This window comes from Pantoea folii (assembly GCF_056678875.1).
Window position 1 is genome coordinate 128,806 of the sequence record NZ_JBWXON010000008.1, and the last position, 22,562, is coordinate 151,367.

The 22,562-nt window shown below is 50.7% G+C and carries 19 protein-coding genes and 1 pseudogene; 5 read left to right on the forward strand and 15 right to left on the reverse strand.

Annotated features, from left to right (window positions below; all coding sequences use genetic code 11):
* Window positions 1-66: 66 nt before the first annotated feature.
* A complete protein-coding gene (locus AC1MDE_RS11605; RefSeq protein ID WP_034826913.1) occupies window positions 67-594 on the forward strand; it encodes an isochorismatase family protein in 528 nt (175 codons plus the stop codon).
* A gap of 55 nt (window positions 595-649) precedes the next feature.
* Here AC1MDE_RS11605 and AC1MDE_RS11610 read toward each other — a convergent pair whose 3' ends face one another.
* From AC1MDE_RS11610 to ssb1, 3 genes and pseudogenes are all read right to left on the reverse strand, one after another.
* Window positions 650-1,879 carry a DNA-processing protein DprA gene (locus tag AC1MDE_RS11610; protein WP_480344565.1) on the reverse strand — a complete coding sequence of 410 codons (1,230 nt, stop codon included), beginning with the start codon at window positions 1,877-1,879 and terminating at the stop codon, window positions 650-652.
* Window positions 1,879-3,974: pseudogene (locus AC1MDE_RS11615) on the reverse strand (RecQ family ATP-dependent DNA helicase). The gene AC1MDE_RS11610 and the pseudogene AC1MDE_RS11615 overlap by 1 nt, the downstream one beginning before the upstream one ends.
* Before the next feature lie 114 nt (window positions 3,975-4,088).
* The gene (gene ssb1 / locus AC1MDE_RS11620) at window positions 4,089-4,640 is read right to left on the reverse strand and encodes a single-stranded DNA-binding protein SSB1 (RefSeq protein WP_034826920.1); all 552 of its coding nucleotides are present in this window, start codon (window positions 4,638-4,640) and stop codon (window positions 4,089-4,091) included.
* A gap of 222 nt (window positions 4,641-4,862) precedes the next feature.
* On the opposite strand from ssb1, the gene uvrA reads away from it, so the two are divergent.
* Both uvrA and AC1MDE_RS11630 read left to right on the forward strand, forming a co-directional pair.
* On the forward strand, window positions 4,863-7,694 hold the full coding sequence (gene uvrA, locus AC1MDE_RS11625; RefSeq protein ID WP_480344566.1) for an excinuclease ABC subunit UvrA: 2,832 nt from the start codon (window positions 4,863-4,865) through the stop codon (window positions 7,692-7,694).
* Window positions 7,695-7,984: 290 nt separating this feature from the next.
* A complete protein-coding gene (locus tag AC1MDE_RS11630; protein WP_034826924.1) occupies window positions 7,985-9,049 on the forward strand; it encodes an NAD(P)-dependent alcohol dehydrogenase in 1,065 nt (354 codons plus the stop codon).
* On the opposite strand, the gene AC1MDE_RS11635 is transcribed toward AC1MDE_RS11630, so the two are convergent.
* The gene (locus AC1MDE_RS11635; protein WP_480344567.1) at window positions 9,050-9,406 is read right to left on the reverse strand and encodes an MmcQ/YjbR family DNA-binding protein; all 357 of its coding nucleotides are present in this window, start codon (window positions 9,404-9,406) and stop codon (window positions 9,050-9,052) included. It lies immediately after the preceding gene.
* 327 nt (window positions 9,407-9,733) lie between these two features.
* On the opposite strand from AC1MDE_RS11635, the gene AC1MDE_RS11640 reads away from it, so the two are divergent.
* Window positions 9,734-10,360, forward strand: a complete 627-nt coding sequence (locus AC1MDE_RS11640) for a sce7726 family protein (protein WP_480344568.1) — start codon at window positions 9,734-9,736, stop codon at window positions 10,358-10,360.
* Here the strand turns inward: AC1MDE_RS11640 and AC1MDE_RS11645 are convergent.
* The 7 genes from AC1MDE_RS11645 to dnaB form a co-directional block, all read right to left on the reverse strand.
* Window positions 10,343-11,377 (reverse strand): beta family protein, encoded by a 1,035-nt coding sequence (locus AC1MDE_RS11645; RefSeq protein WP_480344569.1) that lies wholly within the window; start codon window positions 11,375-11,377, stop codon window positions 10,343-10,345. The genes AC1MDE_RS11640 and AC1MDE_RS11645 overlap by 18 nt on opposite strands.
* A 1-nt stretch (window position 11,378) precedes the next feature.
* Window positions 11,379-11,933 (reverse strand): ImmA/IrrE family metallo-endopeptidase, encoded by a 555-nt coding sequence (locus AC1MDE_RS11650; protein WP_211729074.1) that lies wholly within the window; start codon window positions 11,931-11,933, stop codon window positions 11,379-11,381.
* The gene (locus tag AC1MDE_RS11655) at window positions 11,920-12,669 is read right to left on the reverse strand and encodes a hypothetical protein (protein ID WP_480344570.1); all 750 of its coding nucleotides are present in this window, start codon (window positions 12,667-12,669) and stop codon (window positions 11,920-11,922) included. The genes AC1MDE_RS11650 and AC1MDE_RS11655 overlap by 14 nt, the downstream gene beginning before the upstream one ends.
* Before the next feature lie 562 nt (window positions 12,670-13,231).
* Window positions 13,232-14,425 (reverse strand): amino acid aminotransferase, encoded by a 1,194-nt coding sequence (locus tag AC1MDE_RS11660; RefSeq protein ID WP_153012282.1) that lies wholly within the window; start codon window positions 14,423-14,425, stop codon window positions 13,232-13,234.
* A 48-nt stretch (window positions 14,426-14,473) separates the two neighbouring features.
* The gene (locus tag AC1MDE_RS11665; RefSeq protein WP_034826930.1) at window positions 14,474-15,088 is read right to left on the reverse strand and encodes a YitT family protein; all 615 of its coding nucleotides are present in this window, start codon (window positions 15,086-15,088) and stop codon (window positions 14,474-14,476) included.
* Window positions 15,089-15,318: 230 nt separating this feature from the next.
* Complete coding sequence (locus tag AC1MDE_RS11670) at window positions 15,319-15,810, reverse strand: Lrp/AsnC family transcriptional regulator (RefSeq protein WP_034826932.1); 492 nt, start codon at window positions 15,808-15,810, stop codon at window positions 15,319-15,321.
* A 128-nt stretch (window positions 15,811-15,938) separates the two neighbouring features.
* The gene (gene dnaB, locus AC1MDE_RS11675) at window positions 15,939-17,345 is read right to left on the reverse strand and encodes a replicative DNA helicase (RefSeq protein ID WP_034826934.1); all 1,407 of its coding nucleotides are present in this window, start codon (window positions 17,343-17,345) and stop codon (window positions 15,939-15,941) included.
* Window positions 17,346-17,418: 73 nt separating this feature from the next.
* Here dnaB and AC1MDE_RS11680 point away from each other — a divergent pair, with 73 nt between their 5' ends.
* Window positions 17,419-18,402 (forward strand): NADPH:quinone reductase, encoded by a 984-nt coding sequence (locus AC1MDE_RS11680; RefSeq protein WP_480344571.1) that lies wholly within the window; start codon window positions 17,419-17,421, stop codon window positions 18,400-18,402.
* Between the two features lie 185 nt (window positions 18,403-18,587).
* Here AC1MDE_RS11680 and pspG read toward each other — a convergent pair whose 3' ends face one another.
* The 4 genes from pspG to AC1MDE_RS11700 all read right to left on the reverse strand — a co-directional run bounded on the left by pspG (window position 18,588) and on the right by AC1MDE_RS11700 (window position 22,556).
* Complete coding sequence (gene pspG / locus AC1MDE_RS11685; RefSeq protein WP_034826939.1) at window positions 18,588-18,854, reverse strand: envelope stress response protein PspG; 267 nt, start codon at window positions 18,852-18,854, stop codon at window positions 18,588-18,590.
* Between the two features lie 383 nt (window positions 18,855-19,237).
* Window positions 19,238-20,233: a tRNA dihydrouridine(20/20a) synthase DusA gene (gene dusA, locus AC1MDE_RS11690; protein WP_479401256.1), complete on the reverse strand. Its 996-nt coding sequence runs from the start codon at window positions 20,231-20,233 to the stop codon at window positions 19,238-19,240.
* A 91-nt stretch (window positions 20,234-20,324) separates the two neighbouring features.
* Window positions 20,325-21,650 (reverse strand): MFS transporter, encoded by a 1,326-nt coding sequence (locus tag AC1MDE_RS11695; protein WP_058960074.1) that lies wholly within the window; start codon window positions 21,648-21,650, stop codon window positions 20,325-20,327.
* A gap of 48 nt (window positions 21,651-21,698) precedes the next feature.
* Window positions 21,699-22,556 carry an NAD(P)-dependent oxidoreductase gene (locus AC1MDE_RS11700; RefSeq protein ID WP_479401257.1) on the reverse strand — a complete coding sequence of 286 codons (858 nt, stop codon included), beginning with the start codon at window positions 22,554-22,556 and terminating at the stop codon, window positions 21,699-21,701.
* Between the last annotated feature and the right edge of the window lie 6 nt (window positions 22,557-22,562).

The window sequence follows — 22,562 nt, forward strand, 5'->3', positions numbered from 1 at the left end:
CAGATTTGCTTTACCTGCATGCATCACAATCGCGATACTGTCATCCTCTATATAAAGGAGGCAGTGATGGCTAATCGGGTTGTCGTGGTAGTGGATATGCAAAACGGCGTGCTGGCTTCGCCACGTTTTGATCGTGACGGACGTTGTCAGCGCATCAATCAACTGACGGCAGCGGCCGATCAGGTGATTTTTATTCAACACGTTGAGCCAGGCCTCGAAGTGAACAGCGAAGGCTGGCAAATCGTGCCGGAATTGGATCAGCCAGCCAACGCGATCTACGTTAACAAGACCGCCTGTGACAGTTTTTGGCAAACCGACCTGGCGGCTCAGCTTGATCAACATGGCATTGAGAGCTTTGTGATTTGCGGCTGCGCGACCGATTACTGCGTGGATACCACCATCAAGGTGGGTGCCAGCCTGGGTTATCACATCACCGTTGCCGCCGATGCGCATACCACCGCTGACCGGACTTACGTTTCCGCACAACAGCAGATCAATCAACACAATGAAATCTGGGCGGATTTGATTCTGCCGGGCAACCCGGTGTTAGTGCGTGATACTGAGGTATTGCTGCGGGAGTGGCGGCCGCATTAGCAGTCACTTTGCCGGGCAGAATTGTCCGGCTTCCATTATGGGCGGCATTCAGCAGCTAGATTTTACGCTTCCATTGATAACGGTTTGATCCTGCCAGCTGTTCAATCAGCCCCTCATGCTCCGCACGCTGCAACCATTCAGTCAGCTGAATCTGATGCAGACCGGTCCGCAAGCCCAGATCTTCAATCGTGACCGGATAGGCGGCCAGTGCAGGCAATTGCGCCTGAAAAATCAGGTAAAAATCGGATGGATGCCAGATTCCTTCTGGTTCCTGAGCCACATTAGCATCCGCGATCTTGTCGGGCATCGTGTGCCATGTGCCGCTCAATAGATCATCCTGCTGGTAAGGCTGATGACGGTGAGTCGTCATCCATTGCGCAACATCAATGTCATCGGGGTGAGCAGCGCACCATTGCCCACCCTGTGTGACCAGCTGGGCGTTGCTGGCCTGTACATCGTCGGTCGGCTTAACCCACAACGGTACCCATTTCTTGCGCAGATTCTCTTCCGCACCAGCCAGCGTACCGCCCTTGTGACCCGCGTGTACGACCAACGCACTCTTCGCCAGGCAATAAACATATCGATTGCGCGCCATCGCGTGACCCACAGTAAAGCCTGCTTCCGGATAGAAAGGCGAAAGCAGCAATAACTTTCCTGCCATGAGACCTTTACGCCATTTGGCGCTGGTCGCAGCGGTGAGCAGACTATCACTGAGGACACCAATGACGGCTCCGTTATGTTGCAAAGCGCCCAGCATCGCGGCTTCATCAATGCCTCGTGCACCACCCGAAATCAGATTTATATTCGCAGAGACAATTCTTACCGCAACCTGACGACTGAACGTTAAATCCCGCTCGCTGGCATTTCTTGACCCAACCACCGCAAGGCCTGGGTGATTTAACAGAGTGATATCACCACAGCCGAACAGCACCGGCGGCGCGTCAGTGCGCAGCTGTTGCTTTAGCAGCCTTGGATATTCAGCGTCAGAACGTGTTAACACCCACAACCCCGCACGCTGCCAGCGTTCAATCGCTAACGCCAGGCTATGTCCACGGCTCAGTAGCGCTTCAATACGCTCGCGCGTGATATGAGAATCAACCCAGCTGGCTAGCATGACATCAGCACCAGAGCCGAGCAGATCGGCGGGTGTTGCAGATTGTTGTTTCAGCCACAGGGCGAATCGTCCCCATTCAGCATTACCTAGCGGCTTCACCTCATCCTCACTCTGGCGCGAGAAGTCGCTGGTTAACAAAAGCGTTGCCTGTGCAATAGGAGATAAATTCATCACTCTTTCACCGTTGAGGTTGCCAGCGCCAATGGATAGACAATGCCGCTTCCCGCTTGCTGAAGCAGGGCTGCAGTCACTGCCATCGTCCAGCCTGAATCGACAATATCGTCTACCAGTAACACGGCAGTGGCTGGCAGATTAGCGCTGGTGGCAAATGCGCCATCCAGATTACGACATTGATGGAAGCGATTATTTTGCAGACGCTGCCGAGGGTTATCTTTCACTTTCTGCAGTGCATCGACAAAGGGTATGCCGAGTCGCTGTGCCAATCGGCGGGCAAAATCCGCTACCAATTGAGGCTGACGCAACGACGGTACGCAGCAAACCCACCGTGGAGCAGGTGCTGGCTGCCAGCGCTGTTCAATCATTTCCACTATGGCAGCAACCAGTTCATCACTGAAATGACCGGCTGCTTTCTCGGCCACTACGCGAGATCCCCATCCGGCATCTCCCCAGCGCGAAAGCACCCGACCTTCCTGCGCACGCAGAGCGGCAGGTAAATTGCCGCGAAAACCGTACTCTTCAAATGCCTGAGCAGCCACCTGAATTTTGGGCAAAATCACCGTTTCGGCGCGCTGTAGAAAGGTCGCTGCCTGATGAGCCAGTGTCGCATCCACCTGCGGGTCAATCAAAGGTCGACCGAGGAGCTGGCACATTTGCTACAGGATACGGGGTCTGTGTCATCCAGTGATAATCGCAGAAACGTCATCAGGCAACCGCGCTGTGAGATATAACGCTGCACCTCCTGCCACTCTTGCTCGCGCTGTTGCGTCAGATGCACGATACGTTCGCGATCCAGCAGATAAGCGACCGGCGTTCTCCGCCATTGGGATTTGACCTTAATCACCGGAGCAGGATTCTCAACGCTGAGCAATTTCAGCACTTTTTCAATTTGCCCCTGACGCAGATTGGTCTGCTGTTCGATATCACGAATCGACAACCCATCACTCTCCTCCAGCACTTGCAAAATATCATATACCTGAGTTTCTGCTGGAAAAGCAGACTGCCGGAAAAACTGGTGAATATCGCGATCTTCACCGCCTGACATCAGCACGCCAACCGCATGGTCGATGCCACGTCCCGCACGCCCTACCTGTTGGTAGTAAGCAACAATGGAAGCGGGTGCCTGATAGTGCAGCACGAAGCTCAAATCAGGTTTGTCATATCCCATTCCCAGTGCGGTGGTCGCCACCAAAACTTTCAATTGGTTAGTTAGCAGCAAGGTCTCAAGGTGTTGACGATAGTCGTTGCTGCTGTCGAAACCAGCGGCCTCAACGCTGCCATGATAGGCGCGCGCATCAATTTGCTGCGTGCGTAACCAGGCCGCAACCTGCTCGGCATCCCGCACGGTGAGCGTATAGACGATACCGGTTCCCGGAAGAGAGGGAATGACCTGCGCCAGCCAGGCAAGGCGAGAGGCCTGATTCGGCAAAATGAGCGTTTGCAGCGCCAGACTTTTACGAATCAGCTCACCGCGCTGAATCACGATGTCGCCCATCTGTTGCTGTATATCTGCAACGACACGATTATTGGCGGTAGCGGTGGTGCCGAGCACTGGCGTATTCGCCGGTAGTTGCCGCAGGATGCTGACAATGCGCCGATAGTCAGGACGGAAATCGTGCCCCCAATCGGAGATACAGTGCGCCTCGTCAATCACCATGAGCGCGATACGGTTGGCAATCGGCTGCAGTACGGTTTCGATGAATTGATCATTGGCGAGACGTTCTGGAGAGATGAGTAAACAATCGACCTGATTGTCCAGCACCCGTTGTGTCACTGAAGACCAGTCAGTGCTGTTCGAAGAATTGAGGGTTTCAGCAACAATACCCAGTCGACGAGCCGACTCAATTTGGTTACGCATCAGCGCCAGTAGCGGTGAAACAATGATGGTCGGACCCATACCGCGATCGCGAAAAATTTTGGCGCTGATAAAATAGACGGAGCTTTTACCCCAACCCGTGCGCTGCACCACCAATAATTTCTGTCGATGATTGACCAAAGCATCAATCGCTTCCCACTGCCCACGACGAAACTGAGCCTGCTCATCCGCCAGTGCGGTTTTTAATAACACTTCTGCCTGATGCTGTTTCATTATCACTCCTTGATGGGAAATGCGTCCCTTCTTTTGATTGAGAAACCTGAGAGCCAGATACAAAAAAGCCCCGTAAAACGAGGCCTTAGCGAGTAGTTATGCGTGAGCGTTGACTCAGAACGGGATGTCGTCGTCAAAGTCCATTGGCGGTTCGTTGTTCGCCGGTGCGCTCTGCTGCTGCGGACGCTGTTGTGCGCCGCCGCTGAACTGGTTGCCGCCCTGAGGCTGCTGCTGAGGTTGCTGTGGCTGGCCCCAACCGTTGTTATTGCCGCCGCCCTGGCCGCCCATCGGTGCGCCGCCTGCGTTCGCGCCCTGCTGACGTCCACCCAGCATCTGCATGGTGCCGCCAACGTTAACAACCACTTCGGTGGTGTATTTTTCCTGACCGCTCTGATCCTGCCATTTACGGGTACGCAGCTGGCCTTCGATGTAAACCTGAGAGCCTTTACGCAGGTATTCACCCGCCACTTCAGCCAGTTTGCCGAACAGCACAACGCGGTGCCATTCAGTGATCTCTTTGTTTTCACCGGTTTGCTTGTCGCGCCAGCTTTCCGACGTGGCCAGCGTAATGTTGGCTACCGCGCCACCATTTGGCATGTAGCGCACTTCCGGATCCTGACCCAGATTCCCGACAAGAATCACTTTGTTTACGCCACGACTGGCCATGTTGCTGTCTCCCGATGAGTTGATGCTAAAAGTCTAAGCCAAAAATTGTATCACGTCACAATGACGGTGCCCACTTCAGAGCAGGCTCGCAATTTTTATTTGGCACACAGAATAGCAAAAACACTGGATATTTATTCAGTTTATTTTTTGTGCCATACTAACGCGTTTCTGCTGGTCATGCTGGCAAGGCATGGCGAGTGTTGTTCAATCCGGGAAAGGTGAATGGATAAGATCGAAGTCCGCGGTGCTCGCACCCATAATTTGAAGAATATCAACCTGATCATCCCTCGCGATAAGCTGATTGTGGTCACCGGTCTGTCGGGTTCCGGTAAGTCTTCGCTGGCGTTTGATACGTTGTATGCCGAAGGTCAGCGTCGCTATGTTGAATCGCTCTCGGCCTATGCGCGCCAGTTTCTTTCATTAATGGAGAAACCGGACGTCGACCATATTGAAGGTCTCTCGCCCGCTATCTCTATTGAGCAGAAATCTACATCGCATAACCCGCGTTCTACAGTCGGGACCATTACCGAAATCCATGACTATCTGCGTCTGCTGTTTGCCCGTGTGGGTGAGCCGCGCTGCCCGGATCACGATGTTCCGCTGGCGGCACAGACCGTGAGCCAGATGGTGGATCAGGTGATGGCGCAGGAAGAAGGCCGTCGTCTGATGCTGCTGGCACCCGTGGTGAAAGAACGCAAAGGCGAGCACACCAAAACGCTGGAAAACCTCGCGGCGCAAGGCTACATCCGCGCCCGTATTGATGGCGAAGTCTGTGATCTCTCCGATCCGCCAAAGCTGGAATTGCAGAAAAAACACACCATCGAAGTCGTGGTGGACCGCTTCCGCGTGCGCGATGACCTGGCAACGCGCTTAGCCGAATCCTTTGAAACCACGTTGGCACTGAGTGGTGGCACCGCCATCGTCGCCGATATGGATGACAGCGATGCCGAAGAGCTGCTGTTCTCGGCTAACTTTGCCTGCCCTATTTGTGGCTACAGCATGAGTGAACTGGAACCGCGCCTGTTCTCGTTCAACAACCCAGCCGGCGCTTGCCCAACGTGTGATGGGCTCGGCGTGCAGCAGTATTTCGATCCCGATCGCGTGGTGCAGAACCCTGAACTGTCACTGGCTGGCGGTGCAATTCGTGGCTGGGATCGCCGCAACTTCTATTACTTCCAGATGCTGCGCTCGCTGGCAGAGCATCTGGAATTCGATGTCGAAGCGCCGTTTAACAGCCTGAGCGACAAAGCGCGTGAAGTGATTCTGTACGGTTCCGGCAAAGAGAGTATCGAATTTAAATACATCAACGATCGGGGCGACACTTCAGTACGTCGTCATCCGTTTGAAGGTGTGCTGCACAACATGGAACGCCGTTATAAAGAGACGGAATCCAATGCGGTGCGTGAAGAGCTGGCGAAATTCATTAGCAATCGCTCCTGCACCAGCTGCGAAGGCACACGCCTGCGCCGTGAAGCACGCCATGTATTTGTTGAGAATACCAACCTGCCGACCATCTCTGAGATGAGTATTGGCCATGCCACCGACTTCTTCCGCAATCTGAAACTGAGCGGGCAGCGTGCGCAGATCGCCGAAAAAATCCTGAAAGAGATCGGCGATCGCCTGAGCTTCCTCGTTAATGTCGGTTTGAATTATCTGTCGATGTCGCGTTCGGCTGAAACCCTCTCTGGCGGCGAAGCGCAGCGTATTCGTCTGGCAAGTCAAATCGGTGCGGGTTTGGTGGGCGTGATGTATGTGCTGGATGAGCCCTCAATTGGTCTGCATCAGCGCGATAACGAACGTCTGCTTGGTACGCTGATTCACCTGCGCGATCTCGGCAACACCGTGATTGTGGTCGAGCACGATGAAGATGCGATTCGCGCCGCTGACCACGTGATTGATATCGGCCCTGGCGCGGGAGTGCACGGCGGTCAGGTGGTGGCTGAGGGTGACGTGAATGCCATTATGGCTAACGAAGCCTCGCTGACCGGTCAGTATCTGAGTGGTAAGCGCGAAATCGCCATTCCGCAACAGCGCGCGAAAGGCGATCCGGCAAAAGTCTTGAAGCTTACTGGCGCGCGCGGCAACAATCTGAAAGACGTCACGCTGACGATCCCGGTGGGTCTGTTTACCTGTATCACTGGCGTATCCGGTTCCGGTAAATCCACGCTGATTAACGATACGTTGTTCCCGATTGCGCAGCGGCAGCTGAACGGCGCGACCACCACGGAGGTGGCGCCTTATCGCGAGATCGCCGGTCTGGAGCATTTCGATAAAGTCATCGACATTGACCAGAGCCCAATTGGCCGTACGCCGCGCTCGAACCCTGCTACTTACACCGGCATTTTCACTCCGGTGCGTGAGCTGTTTGCCGGTGTGCCGGAGGCGCGTTCCCGTGGCTACAATCCAGGACGCTTCAGCTTTAACGTGCGCGGTGGACGTTGCGAAGCCTGCCAGGGCGATGGCGTGATCAAGGTCGAAATGCACTTCCTGCCGGATGTGTATGTGCCGTGCGATCAGTGCAAAGGCAAACGCTATAACCGCGAAACGCTGGAGATTAAATACAAAGGCAAAGGCATTCACGAAGTGCTGGATATGACCATCGAAGAAGCGCGTGAGTTCTTTGATGCTGTCCCTGCGCTGGCGCGTAAACTGCAAACGCTGATCGACGTGGGCCTGTCCTATATTCGCCTCGGCCAGTCAGCCACTACGCTGTCAGGCGGTGAAGCGCAGCGTGTGAAACTGGCGCGTGAGCTGTCAAAACGCGGCACCGGGCAGACGCTCTATATCCTTGATGAGCCAACCACGGGTCTGCACTTTGCTGATATTCAGCAGTTGCTGGAAGTGCTGCATCAGCTGCGCGATCAGGGCAATACCATTGTGGTGATTGAACACAACCTCGACGTGATCAAAACCGCTGACTGGATTGTCGATCTCGGCCCAGAAGGCGGTAGCGGCGGCGGCGAAATCCTGATTTCAGGCACGCCAGAAACCGTGGCGGAGTGTGAAAAATCCCACACCGCACGCTTCCTTAAGCCGATGCTGAAGAAGAAGTAAAATTGAAGGCCCGTAGTGCGGGCCTTCTTATTTCTTTCAATCCACAGACGCCGCACTCTCTAGTTTACTCGCTGAATATTGCAGTCAGTCGGGCCTGATACCTCGCTGTCAGATTCCGCAGCAAAATGCAGAAACAGGCAAGAATCAGACAACTTCAGGCATATACGCATCTCATCCTGCTGACTATCCTTACACAGTTCCTTTTTGGCGTAGCTCGTTACGCCTTTGTCCCTTCAGCTCGCTGAACGGGATCCCGCAAAACACTCACGACACACCCGATTGGAGACACCATGAATATTACGCATGCCTATGCCGCACAGGACGCGAAAACTAAACTCGCCCCGTTCGACTATAAGCCGCGCGAGCTGCGCGCTCATGATGTGCAGATTGAAGTGTTGTACTGTGGCGTTTGCCACTCTGACCTGCATCAGGCGCGCAACGAATGGAAAAACACCATCTTCCCGGTGGTGCCAGGCCATGAGATCGTTGGACGCGTTACCGCCGTTGGCGGCCACACTCACAAATACAAAGTGGGCGATCTGGTCGGTGTCGGCTGTATGGTTGACTCCTGCCGCAGCTGTCCAAGCTGCCAGGAAGGACTGGAGCAGTATTGCGAAAACGGTTTTGTTGGCACCTATAACGGTGAAGATCGCGAAACCGGCGCCATCACCTACGGTGGTTACTCCACCAGCATGGTGGTTGATGAAAGCTTTGTGCTGCGCGTGCCGGAAAACCTTGAGCTGGCAGGCGTTGCCCCGCTGCTGTGTGCCGGTATCACCACCTACTCACCGCTGCGTCACTGGAACGTCGGTCCAGGTAAGAAAGTGGGCATCGTCGGTCTGGGCGGCCTCGGCCATATGGGCGTGAAAATCGCGCATGCGATGGGCGCGCATGTGGTGCTGTTCACCACCTCACCATCGAAGATTGAAGACGGTAAGCGCCTGGGTGCTGATGAAGTGGTGATTTCGAAAGATGCTGATCAAATGGCGCAGCACAACAACAGCTTCGATTTCATCCTCAACACCGTGGCTGCTCAGCACGATCTCAACCCGTTTATTGCCCTGCTGAAACGCGATGGCAACATGACGCTGGTGGGCGCGCCAGAGCACGATCATCCGGCTCCACAGGTCTTTAATCTGATCTTCAAACGTCGCAGCATTGCCGGTTCACTGATCGGTGGTATCGCTGAGACACAGGAGATGCTGGATTTCTGCGGCAAGCACGGTATCACTTCAGATATCGAGCTGATCGCCATGAACCAGATTAACGAAGCCTACGAACGTATGCTGAAAAGCGACGTGAAATACCGCTTCGTGATTGATATCAACACCCTGCGTGAAGAGTCAGCGGCTTAATTAGCGCGCGTCTTCATCATGGCTGACGCCCGCCGCGCGCGTGGCGTCAGCCTGTTGCCAGGAAGCCTCCACCAGATAATAAATCTGCGAATCCTTTAGGGATCCATCCAGCCACAGCGTGCTCCAGTGCGACTTATTTAGATGCTCGCTCGGGAATACATCATTGTGCTCTTCGCGCAATAAATCAGCCAGCGCAGGCGAGGTTTTCAACGAGAGCGCCGGACGCCCTTTCACCTCATGCACCATGGCAAACAGTACGCCTTCGCTTTTAATCTGCGTTGCATCCCATTCATTTTTATAGCTTTGCTCCGCACCCGGCTTGCTCATGCAGTAGGTGAGGAGATCCGAAATGTTCATTGTTTTATTCCCCCTATGGAATGGCAAAAAAATGCCAACATAATGAATACACATTTAGTATGACTCATAAAAAACAATTCGCTCCAGATAAGTCGTCTAATCTCAAAAAAATCAGAATAAATAGTGCCTCATGAAGTTTTTGTTTAATTTAGAAAATGATATCGCAGAAGATGCGCATACGAAAAAATTTATTAAAAAAACACAATATCTTTGAGGTTTATTTAAAAGTAAGCACCAATCTTAAAGTTTAAACCTTCAAAAAACACCCTGTACATAAAAACAGTATTTTGTTATAATAGAATAGGTAATTCAATAAGTTTATGTGAAATGAAAGAAATTGAAATAAAAACTCGCTTAGTAGAATTTCTTCTTGAATTCGGAGATACAGATGCGATTTTATCCTCTGAGTTCCGTTTTAATTTTGGCTCTCGCAGAGCTGACTTAATTTCATTGCATGAGAACATGGCAACATCCTATGAAATTAAAGGGACTTCCGATAACACTTCTAGGCTTGACTATCAAATACTTAGTTATAAAGACTATTTCGACTATTGCTACGTTGTTTGTGAAAAAGAGAACTTGAAATCCATTAGAGATATCTTACCTCGTAGCATAGGTATAATTGTTGTTTATGATAATTTCTGCAAAGCAGTGAGAAAGCCAATTCAAAATAAAAATCACAGTAAAATAATGCTTGCTAGTACACTATCAGTTGAAGAACTCAAATATTTAACCAAATATAAATTGAAGCTATCAAAATATGAGCTTTGCTTAACACTTTCATCACAAAAAAGCCTTAAATTTATAAGAGATACATCTAGAAAAAGCCTACTTAAATATTCAGAAAATCGTTTTAAAGTTTTTAAATCGGAGATAGGTAATAAAATATCCTCCGACGACATCCTTACAATCACCAGGATGCCATCAGATAAGATATCAAAATTTATTTCTTAACATAACTCGCGTGCTCATATAATAGTTCATCCTAACAGAAATCCAAAAAGATGGGCTAATCCCTGAGGGTTCATCATTTGAAGCTTTGTTTATTTCACTATCAGCCCAAGATCCTAAATTTACATACCTTTTATCTTCAAGGACTTTTTTCGCACAAAGTGAATAACTTCCTTTGTCACGTCTATATCTTTTATAAAAAAACTTATCATCCAACGCAATATCGATTCTAGGAACAAAAGTCCCGCCTCGAATTTCTACTTGTTCAATGTTAATTGAAGCATAATCGCCATATTTAACAGGATATTCCCTAGAAACGGAATGAAAAATTCTTTCCTCCACTATTGGAACATCACCATGATCATCATATCCAATTGACGCAGGAGATAATGGGAACGATGTTGATACTATGACAATAGTGTCGATCTTATGAGAATATTCCTCGATATTTTTACATGCATAAATAAGTGAGTCACTAACATCATCCATGTTTTCAGAAGAAACTTGCTCAGCATCGAATATAATAATTAGCTTACAACCCAAGCTTAACTGATTGACAATTGGATTTATAAATTTTTTATAATCTTCTAAATCATGAGGAACACGCAATGCTAAATATTTTTTTTCTTGTGATACCAAATTAACAAACTTTTCAGTATCAGATAGATCATCCTCATCATAAATATGTATCATTGGAATAATATTAAGATCTGAATATAGCCCAATGAAATAACGCCACTCCCTAAACCCATCATTTTCATCAAGTAATTGTTCAATCTGAGGATTGATGTATTTTTCATTAGATGTCAAGTCAAGAATAAATGGCCTATCTTTCTGAACATCTCTAATGGATGACATTTTACGATGAATATCACCATCAGGAGCAACAGTAGTTTTACGAGATTTAGTTAATTCATATATTGGAAGTGTATGGGAAAAGGTCCTATCATCTAAATTCGAGATAGCCTTCAATTCCGCATCACGAGTTTTAAGTAGAGGAAAATATATAAATTTATCCATGTTATAAATTATGCCCCTTATAGCCTAACTGCTTAGCTCTTAAACGAACTGCCATGGAAGAAACCTGAAAATATAAAGCAATATCCTCTACAGTTTTTGACTTCTCATTGATAAAATTATGAAAATCAGTCTCTGGCATTAGTAGTTCGGCAGCAAATTTATTTGCCTCAGTTTCAATTTTATTTATCTTACCATCTCTAAAAAATACTGAATCATTGAATTCATCCGATATTATGGTATGTTTTATGAAATGAGCCAATTCATGAGCAATGGTGAAACGTTGCCTATGTGGATGATGTAGAGAATTTATAGTCATCACCCATACTCCATCTTTTCCACGTTTCAGAGAGCCTGACTCATCTCCTTTCATTGGTTCCATTCTCATGGTAATACCAAGCAGTTTAGTCAAAGAAGAAACATCTAGAGGTATTACTCTGATATTGTTTTTATCGGCAAAATCGAGCAACTCAGCTGGCGAGTTCAATGTATATTCATTTAACGGAGATTCGTTAAGTGATTTAACTTTCTCCTTCATTTTTCCTTTAAGAAATGCCATACGTTCTGTCTCCCAAAACTAAATCTGCGCCTTCATTGTCAACTTCATCTCTTTCTGAAAGTTCCTGCATAATGATTCTTAAACTTCTACTAAATTCTGAGCTATCACTCTTCAATTTCTTTATTATGAATTCATCACTTTCCAAGCGAGCTAATATTTGCTGCGCAGCATCAATTAAACCTGAGAAATCCTCTTGCATATCTTTGATTTTAGGATTCATAACAAGATCTGTTTTTTTGTTAACTACATCAATTAAAAAATTACTAAACATTGTGCTATCAATATATTTTTTCATTTCGATAACTGCTTCGGCTTTTGCCTCTTCTCTAGCTTTATTTATTGAAGATGTTTTAATTATAAAGAAAGAAAATGCTGCAATAATTCCGTTAATAGCAATTAATGCCGTAATTATAACCTGATAAAGGTTACTCTGAAATGACCAAAAATCATCCAAGCTCAATATAGTCCCTGTAGATACCATTTCACCGATGTTATGTAACATTAATGGATCTTTGATAGACTCTGGCTTTTTAAGTATATAACTATCCGCCATGCCAATGTATTTATAAAATGCAGGGCCTAATATTAAATGAAAGAAAAATAGCAAAAAAAGTAGAGTACTAAGGCAACAGAATATTATCGTGGCGAAAGTAACGCTTCTTGCATGAAATCCTTCGGTAAAAGGCTTAGAATTATTGCTACTTTGAGTAGGTAAATCATCAGCTTTGTTTGTCATAATTATGAGGCCTATTTAAAACAACTCAGAAATCAAATTAAGTAAATTCCAGCATTAGTAGATATTATGTCATGGTGGATTAACTTGAATGATAAGTAACAGAGTATTTCAACATCGTTAATACATTATCATTCCTGATTATTTTACGCCACAGACATTACTCAAAAAAACTTATAAATTTCGGAATACCAGTATCTTAAGATCTTACCCCATCCAAAATCTCATCAAATCTACATACTACTTTCTGCCTTTTAGCCGACGTCCGCACACCATATCGCTGCGCATCGTAGAGTTCAATTCCTAAACAACGCAATAACGCTAAGGTGTGTTGCAATTGTAAATGCTTCAGCCCGGTACACTGATTGGGCGCCCCTGTACGATGCTCAGCATTTTTGCCTTCAAGCCGTAACATTTGATGAAACCACAGAAAAATCCCTAACGTCATGACAACGTTTAAGTTTTCAGCAAGTCAGCCAAAGGTAAAGGCGGTGGCACCAGATAACGCGCATAAAAAAACCGCCAGCCCGAAGGCATGACGGTTTTTCTCCTGCTGCGTAGTGCGTTACATCACGGCAGCAAAGGCTTCAGCCACCTGGTTAACGTTACGGCTGTTGAGGCCAGCCACGCACATACGGCCGCTGGCAATCAGATACACGCCGAACTCATCACGCAGACGGTCAACCTGCTGCGCACTTAAACCGGTGTAGCTAAACATACCGCGCTGCTTCAGCAGGTAATCAAAGTTTTTGCCCGGCAGTTTGGTGCTCAATACGTTGACCAGCGTCTGGCGCATTTCGATGATGCGCAGGCGCATGGCTTCCACCTCGGCCAGCCAGTTTTTCAACAGTGCTTCATCGTTCAGTACGCAAGAAACCACCTGCGCACCAAAGTTTGGTGGGCTGGAGTAGTTGCGACGCACGGTGGCTTTCAGCTGACCCAGCACGCGTGCAGATTCTTCTGCGCTCTCGCACACGATGGACAGGCCGCCAACGCGCTCGCCGTACAGCGAGAAGATTTTCGAGAATGAGTTGCTGACCAGTGCTGGCAAGCCCGCAGCCGCAATCGCGCGAATCGCGTAAGCATCCTGCTCCATACCGGCACCAAAGCCCTGATAAGCGATATCGAGGAACGGAATCAGTTCCTGCGCTTTCAATACTTCGGTGGTTTCATCCCACTGTGCGTTGGTCAGATCCGCGCCAGTTGGGTTGTGACAGCATGGATGCAGCAGCACGATAGATTGCTTCGGCAACGTTTTCAGCTTGGCAATAAACGCATCAAACTTAACGCCATTGGTTTCTTCGTCGTACCACGGATAAGTCTGTGCGTCGAAACCGGCACCGTTGAAAATCGCGATGTGGTTTTCCCAGGTTGGATCGCTCACCCAAACATTTGAGTTCGGGAAGTAACGCTTGAGGAAATCCGCACCCACTTTCAGTGCGCCAGAGCCACCCAGTGTCTGGATAGAAGCAATGCGACCCGCTTTCAGCATTGGGTGTTCTTTGCCAAACAACAGCGGTGCAATCGCGTTACGGTATGGGCCCAGGCCTTCCATCGGCAGGTAAAGTGACGCCTGATGCGGCTGCGCCTGCAGGCGTTCCTCTGCGGCAGCCACGGCTTGCAACTGAGGAATGATGCCCGCCTCGTTGTAATAGAGACCAATGCTCAGATTCACTTTATTGTCGCGTGGGTCCTGTTTGAAGGTTTCCATCAGCGACAGAATTGGATCGCCAGCATAAGCATCAACGTTTTGAAACACGGTGCAGATCTCCATGATTGGTCATAAATAGTCGGTAAAGAGGCGTCATTAAACCATGTAGCGGCCGGGACGATGATTCATAGCGATGATGAGATTGAGGATCACCGCGCCCGCAATTGAGGCCAAAAGTATCGGCAGCGACACCACGAAAAGCGAAGCGAGTACCACGCAGGTATCTACCGCCATTTGCAGTTTGCCGGCGCGCAGACCGATGCGGTCCTGCAGCCAGAGTGCCAAAATATTGATACCGCCGAGACTGGCTTTGTGACGAAACAACACTATAAACCCAATCCCCATCACCACGTTACCGAACAATGTCGCATAAAACGGATTTAGCGCAGAAAAATGGATGAACATCGGATGCAAGTGTGTGAACAGTGAAACCAGCCCCACTGCGCAGAACGTTTTAATCGTGAATTCCCAGCCCATGCGGCGCACTGCCAGCCAGTAAAACGGCAGATTGATCAGGAAGAATGCGCTACCAAAGGAGAGGTGCGTCAGATAGCTAATCAGGAAGGCGATACCCGCGGTGCTTCCGGTGAGCGCGCCCGCTTGTTTCAGCATCATCACGCCAAAGGAAACCATTAACGTGCCGAGCACTATCGCCAGCGCATCTTCAATACGTGAATGAGGAATTTTAGTGGGTTGAACAACGTTATCCATGGAGTAATCTCAGTGCAAATGATGCGGTTCAAATGCAAAAAACGCACCACATAGGCAGCGCTAAGTCGCCACCTATGGGGTGCCAGCGATTATCCAATTGATATCAAAGGCGCTTTTATTGCAGGTTTTTGTGCATCAAACCAAAATTCAACCGTTGATTCATGCACAAATCTGTTTTCTGGTGCGCGTTATTTGCATTCAATGTGCGTTAATTGCACCAGATTAGCACATCATGCACTTTTTTGGCGCGTTTTGTGCTCGGGGATAATCATCAAGCCGTTCTCTTTTAAACGGCTCAACACCACGGAGGTTTTCACATGGGCCACACTCTGATGGCCGGCCACCAACTGACTGATCAACGCACTCAGCGAGGCTAAATCAGCCACGGCCACTTTCAGCAGATAATCAGCATCACCGGTGGTTTTGAAGGCATCAACAATCGCATCCTCCTCTGCCACCATGCGATGGAAACTCTCTTCATAATCTGGCGTGTGATTCTTTAAACGCACTTCAATCAAGCCCACCATGCCAAGACCCACCGCGTCCGGCGAGAGCCGTGCGTGATAGCCGAGGATGAGGTTTGCCTGTTCGAGATTGATGCGGCGGCGTGAACATTGAGACGCCGAAAGACCGACTAAATCACTGAGTTCCTGATTGGTAAGGCGGCCGTTAGATTGTAATAGTGTCAATATCTTAAGGTCGTAATCGTCTACCTGAGTCATTCTGCTTCCACAGCGTTATAGGGTGCGCTTTGGTACAGATAACCTGATTAAAGCCAAGGTTGTCCAACACTATTTTCTGATGACGTGAAATGCATGCACAAATCGTGCATGCATCTCGTTGGAAAGGATTATTCGTCGTCGTAAGACGGCCCTGCGTAGTTATCAAAACGCGACCACTGACCATTGAAGGTCAATCGTACTGTGCCGATAGGGCCGTTACGCTGCTTACCGAGGATGATCTCGGCGATGCCTTTAAGATCGCTGTTTTCGTGATACACCTCATCGCGATAGATGAACATAATCAAGTCAGCATCCTGCTCGATCGATCCCGATTCACGCAGATCCGAGTTCACCGGACGTTTATCGGCGCGCTGCTCCAGTGAGCGGTTAAGCTGCGACAACGCCACCACCGGAACATTCAGCTCTTTCGCTAAGGCCTTGAGCGAGCGCGAGATCTCTGCGATCTCCAGCGTACGGTTGTCCGATAGCGCCGGCACGCGCATCAACTGCAGGTAGTCGATCATGATCAGGCTTAAACCGCCATTCTCACGAAACACGCGGCGCGCGCGCGAACGCACTTCCGTGGGCGTCAGACCAGAAGAATCATCGATAAACATGTTCTTCTTCTCAAGCAGGATGCCCATGGTGGCAGAGATGCGCGCCCAATCTTCGTCTTCCAGCTGGCCGGTACGAATGCGCGTCTGGTCCACGCGCGACAATGACGCCAGCATACGCATCATCAGCTGTTCGCTGGGCATCTCCAGACTGAAAATCAGCACCGGTTTGTCCTGTAGCATCGCGGCGTTTTCGCACAGGTTCATGGCGAAAGTGGTTTTACCCATCGACGGACGCGCCGCCACGATGATCAAATCTGAACCCTGCAAACCGGCGGTCTTTTTGTTGAGATCCTGATAGCCGGTATCCACTCCGGTGACACCATCGTGCGGGGTCGACACCAGCGCTTCAATACGCGATACCGTGGCTTCCAGAATTTGCTCAATGTTCTGCGGGCCTTCTGCTTTATTGGCGCGCTGTTCAGCAATCTTAAAGACGTTGGATTCTGCGAAATCGAGCAAATCTTCACTGCTGCGCCCCTGCGGATCGTAACCGGCATCAGCAATTTGGTTCGCGACCGAGATCATTTGGCGCACAACGGCACGTTCACGCACGATATCCGCATAAGCGCCGATGTTCGCCGCACTTGGCGTGTTTTTCGCCAGCTCTGCCAGATAAGCAAAGCCACCGGCCATCTCCAGCTCGCCCAGTGTTTCCAGCGATTCAGAGAGCGTAATAAGGTCAATCGGCTGGCCCATTTCCAGCAGACGCTGCATCTCAGAGAAGATCATGCGGTGCGAACGGTTGAAGAAATCATCCGCCACCACGCGCTCGGAGACGTTATCCCAGCGTTCGTTATCCAGCATCAACCCACCGAGCACCGACTGCTCCGCTTCAATAGAGTGCGGCGGCATTTTCACGCCTTCCAGCTGACGATCGCGGGGTTCGTTGGATTTGTTGGTGGGTTTATTTCCTGCCATAGTGAATGCATTACCGATCGTGAAAGGGACGCGCAAGTATACCGTCCCAGGATGAACAATCACAGGAGTCAGAATGGCAAAGCGTATTCAGTTCAACCAACACGGTGGCCCGGAGGTACTGCAATGGGTCGATTTTGAGCTGGCCGATCCCGCCGAATATGAGGTTCAGGTCGAAAATAAGGCGATTGGCATCAACTATATCGACACCTATGTGCGCAGCGGGCTCTATCCGGTGACAGCTTTCCCGTCCGGGCTGGGCACTGAAGCCGCTGGCGTGGTGAAACGCGTTGGCTCAGGCGTGACGCGCTTTAAGCCCGGCGATCGCGTGGTCTATTGTCAGGCTGCGCTGGGTGCCTATAGCGAAATGCATAACGTGGCGGAAGAGCGCCTGGTGATCCTGCCGGAGAGCATTAGCTTTGAAGAAGGTGCTGCCTCGTTTTTGAAAGGCTTAACCGTGCAGTATTTGCTGCGTCAGACCTACAAAGTGAAAGCCGATGAAATCTTCCTGTTCCATGCCGCAGCGGGCGGCGTGGGACTGATTGCCTGTCAGTGGGCTAAAGCGCTGGGCGCGCATCTGATTGGTACCGTGGGCTCCGCCGAAAAAGCGCAGATTGCAAAAAATGCCGGTGCCTGGGCGACCATTAACTATCGCGAGGAGAATATCGCTCAGCGCGTCAGTGAATTGACTGACGGTGAAAAGGTCGCGGTGGTGTATGACTCGGTGGGGAAAGACACCTGGGAGCCTTCTCTCGATAGCCTGCGTCGTCATGGCTTAATGGTGAGTTTTGGTAATGCCTCGGGCCCCGTCACCGGCGTTGATCTTGGGATTCTGAACAAGAAAGGTTCGCTGTTTGTCACACGCCCTTCGCTGTTTGGTTACATTACCAATCGTCAGGAACTGGATAATGCCAGCAACGAGTTGTTCTCGTTAATTGCCAGTCGTGCGATTCAGCTGAAGGTACCAGAAGAGCAGAAATTTGCCTTGAGCGATGCGGTGCGCGCGCATCAGGTTCTTGAGAGCCGCGCCACGCAAGGTTCCAGCTTGCTGATTCCCTAAAAAGTTAAGGGCTTCCCGAAGGAAGCCCTTTTTTCTTTCTTTTTATAGTTCGCGCTGGTGTAGGGTCAGCGGCGATGAATTCGTTTTGAATTACTTTACGCATCCTGACAGAAAACATAAGTAAAAAATATGTTTAATTGCAGATTCGTACTAAGCAATTACCGACTCTGTGATCGCTCCCGCATTTAGCGCCAACCACGCCGCTCTAACTTACTGATTTTTCTTTTCAGTCTGTTCAATTTCACTTCACCGCTCGGTGTCGTAAAGGCGCGATAAAGCCACACGGCGACCACAGCCAACACCAGCCACGGTAACAACTTGATAACAAGCGCGAATAACCCGCCGAGGAACATCACAACGGTGGCAACAACCAATGCAGCGATAACGCCCAGCAGTGAAACGCCAGTCAGTAACAGCATCAGAAAAAAGCCGATAACAAATAAAATTTCCACGAAGGCTCTCCTGTGTAAGTAACACAGAATGTATTACAAGATACGTGCCAATATAGGCATACGGTTAATACATTGAAAAATAAGATGTTATATTCAGAGGAGGTATTTCAGCAGTGATGAAATTCACTAATTATTGGTGCATTTTAAACCGTATTAACGGCAGGGATGCTCCTCTGAAGGGACAGAAATGGCCCGTCAGAAAAGCAAAGCTTCCGCGCCAGAGACAAATACGCTGAGAGCGATTTCAGCCATGCGCAGCATCGGGCCGTTTCCCAAAAATGGGGCGAAGGTTCGCGCGGCAGATCGGCACAGAGGTGCTTTCCCTGGCGTTCGGACTGCCCTTTTATGGCCGGGCACACCGGCCCACCGCGACTCACCTACAATCAGGCTTCCTGTGGAATCTTATCCGCGACCAGCGCCAGTGCCGCTTCCAGCACCCGTACATCGGCACCCGGCTTATGGGCATTCTCACTTAAATGACGACGCCACTGGCGCGCACCAGGAATGCCCTGGAACAGGCCCAGCATATGGCGTGTAACGTGCCCCAGATAGGTGCCTTTGCTCAGCTCCGCTTCGATGTAAGGGTACATCGCACGCACCACCGCGACCGAATCGACAGACGGCGTATCGCGGCCGAACAGTTCACGATCCACTTGCGCCAGGATGCCGGGGTTCTGATACGCTTCACGGCCCATCATCACACCATCCATATGTTGCAAATGCGTTTTCGCCTCTTCCAGCGTCTTGATGCCGCCGTTAATCGCCATGGTCAGCGCCGGAAAATCACGCTTCAGCTGATAGACACGCGGATAATCCAGCGGCGGAATCTCACGGTTCTCTTTCGGGCTTAAACCAGAAAGCCATGCCTTACGCGCATGGATAATAAAGGTATCGCAGTTGCCCTTATCGGCCACCGTACCAATGAAATCACACAGAAATGCGTAGCTGTCCTGCTCATCAATTCCGATACGGGTTTTCACTGTCACCGGAATACTGACCACATCGCGCATCGCTTTAATGCAATCTGCAACCAGCGCGGCGTCAGCCATCAGACAGGCACCAAAGCGCCCATTCTGCACGCGATCGGATGGGCAACCGACGTTAAGGTTAATCTCGTCGTAACCGCGCGCTTCCGCCAGCTTCGCACATTGCGCCAGGGCTGCCGGATCGCTGCCGCCCAACTGCAGCGCCAGCGGATGCTCCTCTTCGCTGTAAGCCAGATAATCGCCTTTGCCGTGAATAATGGCGCCCGTGGTCACCATTTCGGTATACAGCAGCGTATCGCCGCTCAGCTTACGGTGAAAATAACGGCAGTGGCGATCGGTCCAGTCCAGCATCGGAGCGATAGAAAAACGTTGCGAAGAGAAAGTATCGGTCATGAAACGCAGTAAATCCGGAGTTAGTGAGTGACGAGAAACTGCGCAATGATACCACAGCAATAACGGGCGACACAGCCGCCCGTTATTTCACTCACACCGTCGGGGCTGTTGAGGTTGATGAGGCTGGCAGAGAGGGCTCGCCCACTTTCACCGGCGCGGTTTCCCGTGTGTTGAAGGCGACCCAGGTTGAAATGACACCCAGTAACGAGAACATCACCGCCGGTCCGATCCAGCCGACCATGCCATACACGCCTGTTGCGATGAACGGCAACAGCCCCGCGACCACGGAAGCGCCGTTGTAGCCCAATGAAATACCCGAGGAGCGGACGTTAGCCGGAAACTGTTCGGAGAACCAACTCGACTCTACGGCAAATATCGGGTCATGGCTAAAGAGCAGAGACATAGCGACAGCGACGATCACCATCATCACTGCACCGGTGTTGATCAGCATAAACATGGGGATGCCAAACAGAATGGTGAAGATGGCGCCAATCAGGAATATTGGGCGACGTCCCACCTTATCACTTAGCGCGCCATACAGCAGATGGCTGCCGAGCCCCAGCGCTGAACCAATCAACGTGCCCCATAACACATGGCGCGTATCTGTGATTTCCGCCAGCACCACATAGGACAACATAAAACTGGTCGTGATGTAGTAGCCACCCGTCTCTGCCAGGCGTAGCCCCATAATTTTGACGATGGTGCGCCAGTCGCGACGAATGACCTCCAGCGCGGGCTGTTGCACAATCTGCTTATCTGCTTTGGCTTTCTCGAATTCCGGCGATTCCGCGACCTGCATTCGGATAAAGATGCCAATGGCCACCATCACAAAAGAGATCAGGAACGGCATGCGCCACACCCAATCACCTTCAAACAGTGCCGCAGAGAGCAGGAAAGAGCCATTCGCCAGCAGCAGGCCAAGCGGTATCCCGAGTTGCGGTACTGCACCATAGAAACCGCGCTTTTTCACGGGCGCATGCTCAAATGCCATTAACACCGCGCCGCCCCACTCTGCGCCGAATCCGATCCCCTGGATCATGCGTAATAAGATCAACAAGATCGGTGCCAGCACGCCAGCCTGCTCATAGGTTGGCAACGCACCGATCAATACGGTGGCACCGCCCATGGCCAGTAATGACCAGAACAGCACGGTTTTTCGGCCATAGCGATCGCCGAAATGACCGGCGAGGTAGCCGCCAAACGGGCGCATCAGGAAGCCGACCGCTAAAGTGGCGAATGCCGCCAGAATGCCGACGATAGGCTCTTGCGTGTGGAAAAAGATCTTACCAAACCAGGCTGCAGCGGCGGTGCCGTAGATAAAGAAATCATAGCTCTCCACCGCTGAGCCAATCATTGAGGCGAAAGAGACTTTCGCCGCATTGTCGCGGGTGTTTGCAGGTACAGAAGTCGTGTTCATGTGTTACCCCGGTATTATCGTATTTTTCGGGCAGCAGTGATGGAGCGGTTAATTTGCAGGTTTGCTCCAGGTCTCGATCACTCTGCTGTCATCACGTTGCCCCAATCCGGCTTCTGCTGCCGCCAGATAACGAGCATGAGCGACCTGTAACAGCGGAACCTCAGCGTGGCAGGCGGTCGCCGCCTCTGCCACTAACCCGCTATCTTTGACAAAGATGTTGATGGCGCTGGAGACCGAGACATCTGTCCCCTCCAGCATGCGCGGACCACGATCTGACAACATCCACGATCCCGCCGCGCCGCGCTCGACCAGTTTCAATACCTGAGCGGGTGCTAACCCCAGCGACTTTGCCAGACTTAGCGCCTCCGCGGCTGCCACAATATGCACCGAGCAAAGGTGCTGATTGATCACCTTGATCCCCTGCCCCTCGCCAACCTCGTCACCCACGATCGACACCGATCCCATGGTTTTGAGTATCGGCTCAACAAAGGCAATGGCGGCAGGTGCGCCGGAGGCAAAGATCACTAACTCACCGGTGCTGGCGCGGGCGGTTCCGCCCGTGACCGGTGCATCCACGACCTGCGCACCGGCAGCAATCAGTGAAGAAGCCGCCTCACGTACCGCCTGCGGCCCGACAGTGGACATGATGACCCAGTGCTGACCAGCCACCTGCGGCAGCGCTTCCGCCACCAGCGCCTGCAGCTGTTGTGGCGTGGCGACCATCACCACCACTACATCCGCTTCAGGTGCTTCTGCAATGCGACTAACCGCTTCAATCCCCTGCGCCTGAGCACGCTGGCGCGACGCTTCAAACACATCCACTCCGATTACCGCATGCCCTGCACGCTGAATCTGGCAAGCCATAGGAACACCAATTGCCCCGGTGCCGACAAATATCACCTTCATGCTGTT

Coding starts and splice junctions, on each gene's coding strand:
- AC1MDE_RS11605 (WP_034826913.1), top strand. CDS start 67: ATGGCTAATCGGGTTGTCGTGGTAGTGGATATGCAAAACGGCGTGCTG.
- AC1MDE_RS11610 (WP_480344565.1), bottom strand. CDS start 1,879: ATGAATTTATCTCCTATTGCACAGGCAACGCTTTTGTTAACCAGCGAC.
- ssb1 (WP_034826920.1), bottom strand. CDS start 4,640: ATGGCCAGTCGTGGCGTAAACAAAGTGATTCTTGTCGGGAATCTGGGT.
- uvrA (WP_480344566.1), top strand. CDS start 4,863: ATGGATAAGATCGAAGTCCGCGGTGCTCGCACCCATAATTTGAAGAAT.
- AC1MDE_RS11630 (WP_034826924.1), top strand. CDS start 7,985: ATGAATATTACGCATGCCTATGCCGCACAGGACGCGAAAACTAAACTC.
- AC1MDE_RS11635 (WP_480344567.1), bottom strand. CDS start 9,406: ATGAACATTTCGGATCTCCTCACCTACTGCATGAGCAAGCCGGGTGCG.
- AC1MDE_RS11640 (WP_480344568.1), top strand. CDS start 9,734: ATGAAAGAAATTGAAATAAAAACTCGCTTAGTAGAATTTCTTCTTGAA.
- AC1MDE_RS11645 (WP_480344569.1), bottom strand. CDS start 11,377: ATGGATAAATTTATATATTTTCCTCTACTTAAAACTCGTGATGCGGAA.
- AC1MDE_RS11650 (WP_211729074.1), bottom strand. CDS start 11,933: ATGGCATTTCTTAAAGGAAAAATGAAGGAGAAAGTTAAATCACTTAAC.
- AC1MDE_RS11655 (WP_480344570.1), bottom strand. CDS start 12,669: ATGACAAACAAAGCTGATGATTTACCTACTCAAAGTAGCAATAATTCT.
- AC1MDE_RS11665 (WP_034826930.1), bottom strand. CDS start 15,088: ATGGATAACGTTGTTCAACCCACTAAAATTCCTCATTCACGTATTGAA.
- AC1MDE_RS11670 (WP_034826932.1), bottom strand. CDS start 15,810: ATGACTCAGGTAGACGATTACGACCTTAAGATATTGACACTATTACAA.
- dnaB (WP_034826934.1), bottom strand. CDS start 17,345: ATGGCAGGAAATAAACCCACCAACAAATCCAACGAACCCCGCGATCGT.
- AC1MDE_RS11680 (WP_480344571.1), top strand. CDS start 17,419: ATGGCAAAGCGTATTCAGTTCAACCAACACGGTGGCCCGGAGGTACTG.
- dusA (WP_479401256.1), bottom strand. CDS start 20,233: ATGACCGATACTTTCTCTTCGCAACGTTTTTCTATCGCTCCGATGCTG.
- AC1MDE_RS11695 (WP_058960074.1), bottom strand. CDS start 21,650: ATGAACACGACTTCTGTACCTGCAAACACCCGCGACAATGCGGCGAAA.
- AC1MDE_RS11700 (WP_479401257.1), bottom strand. CDS start 22,556: ATGAAGGTGATATTTGTCGGCACCGGGGCAATTGGTGTTCCTATGGCT.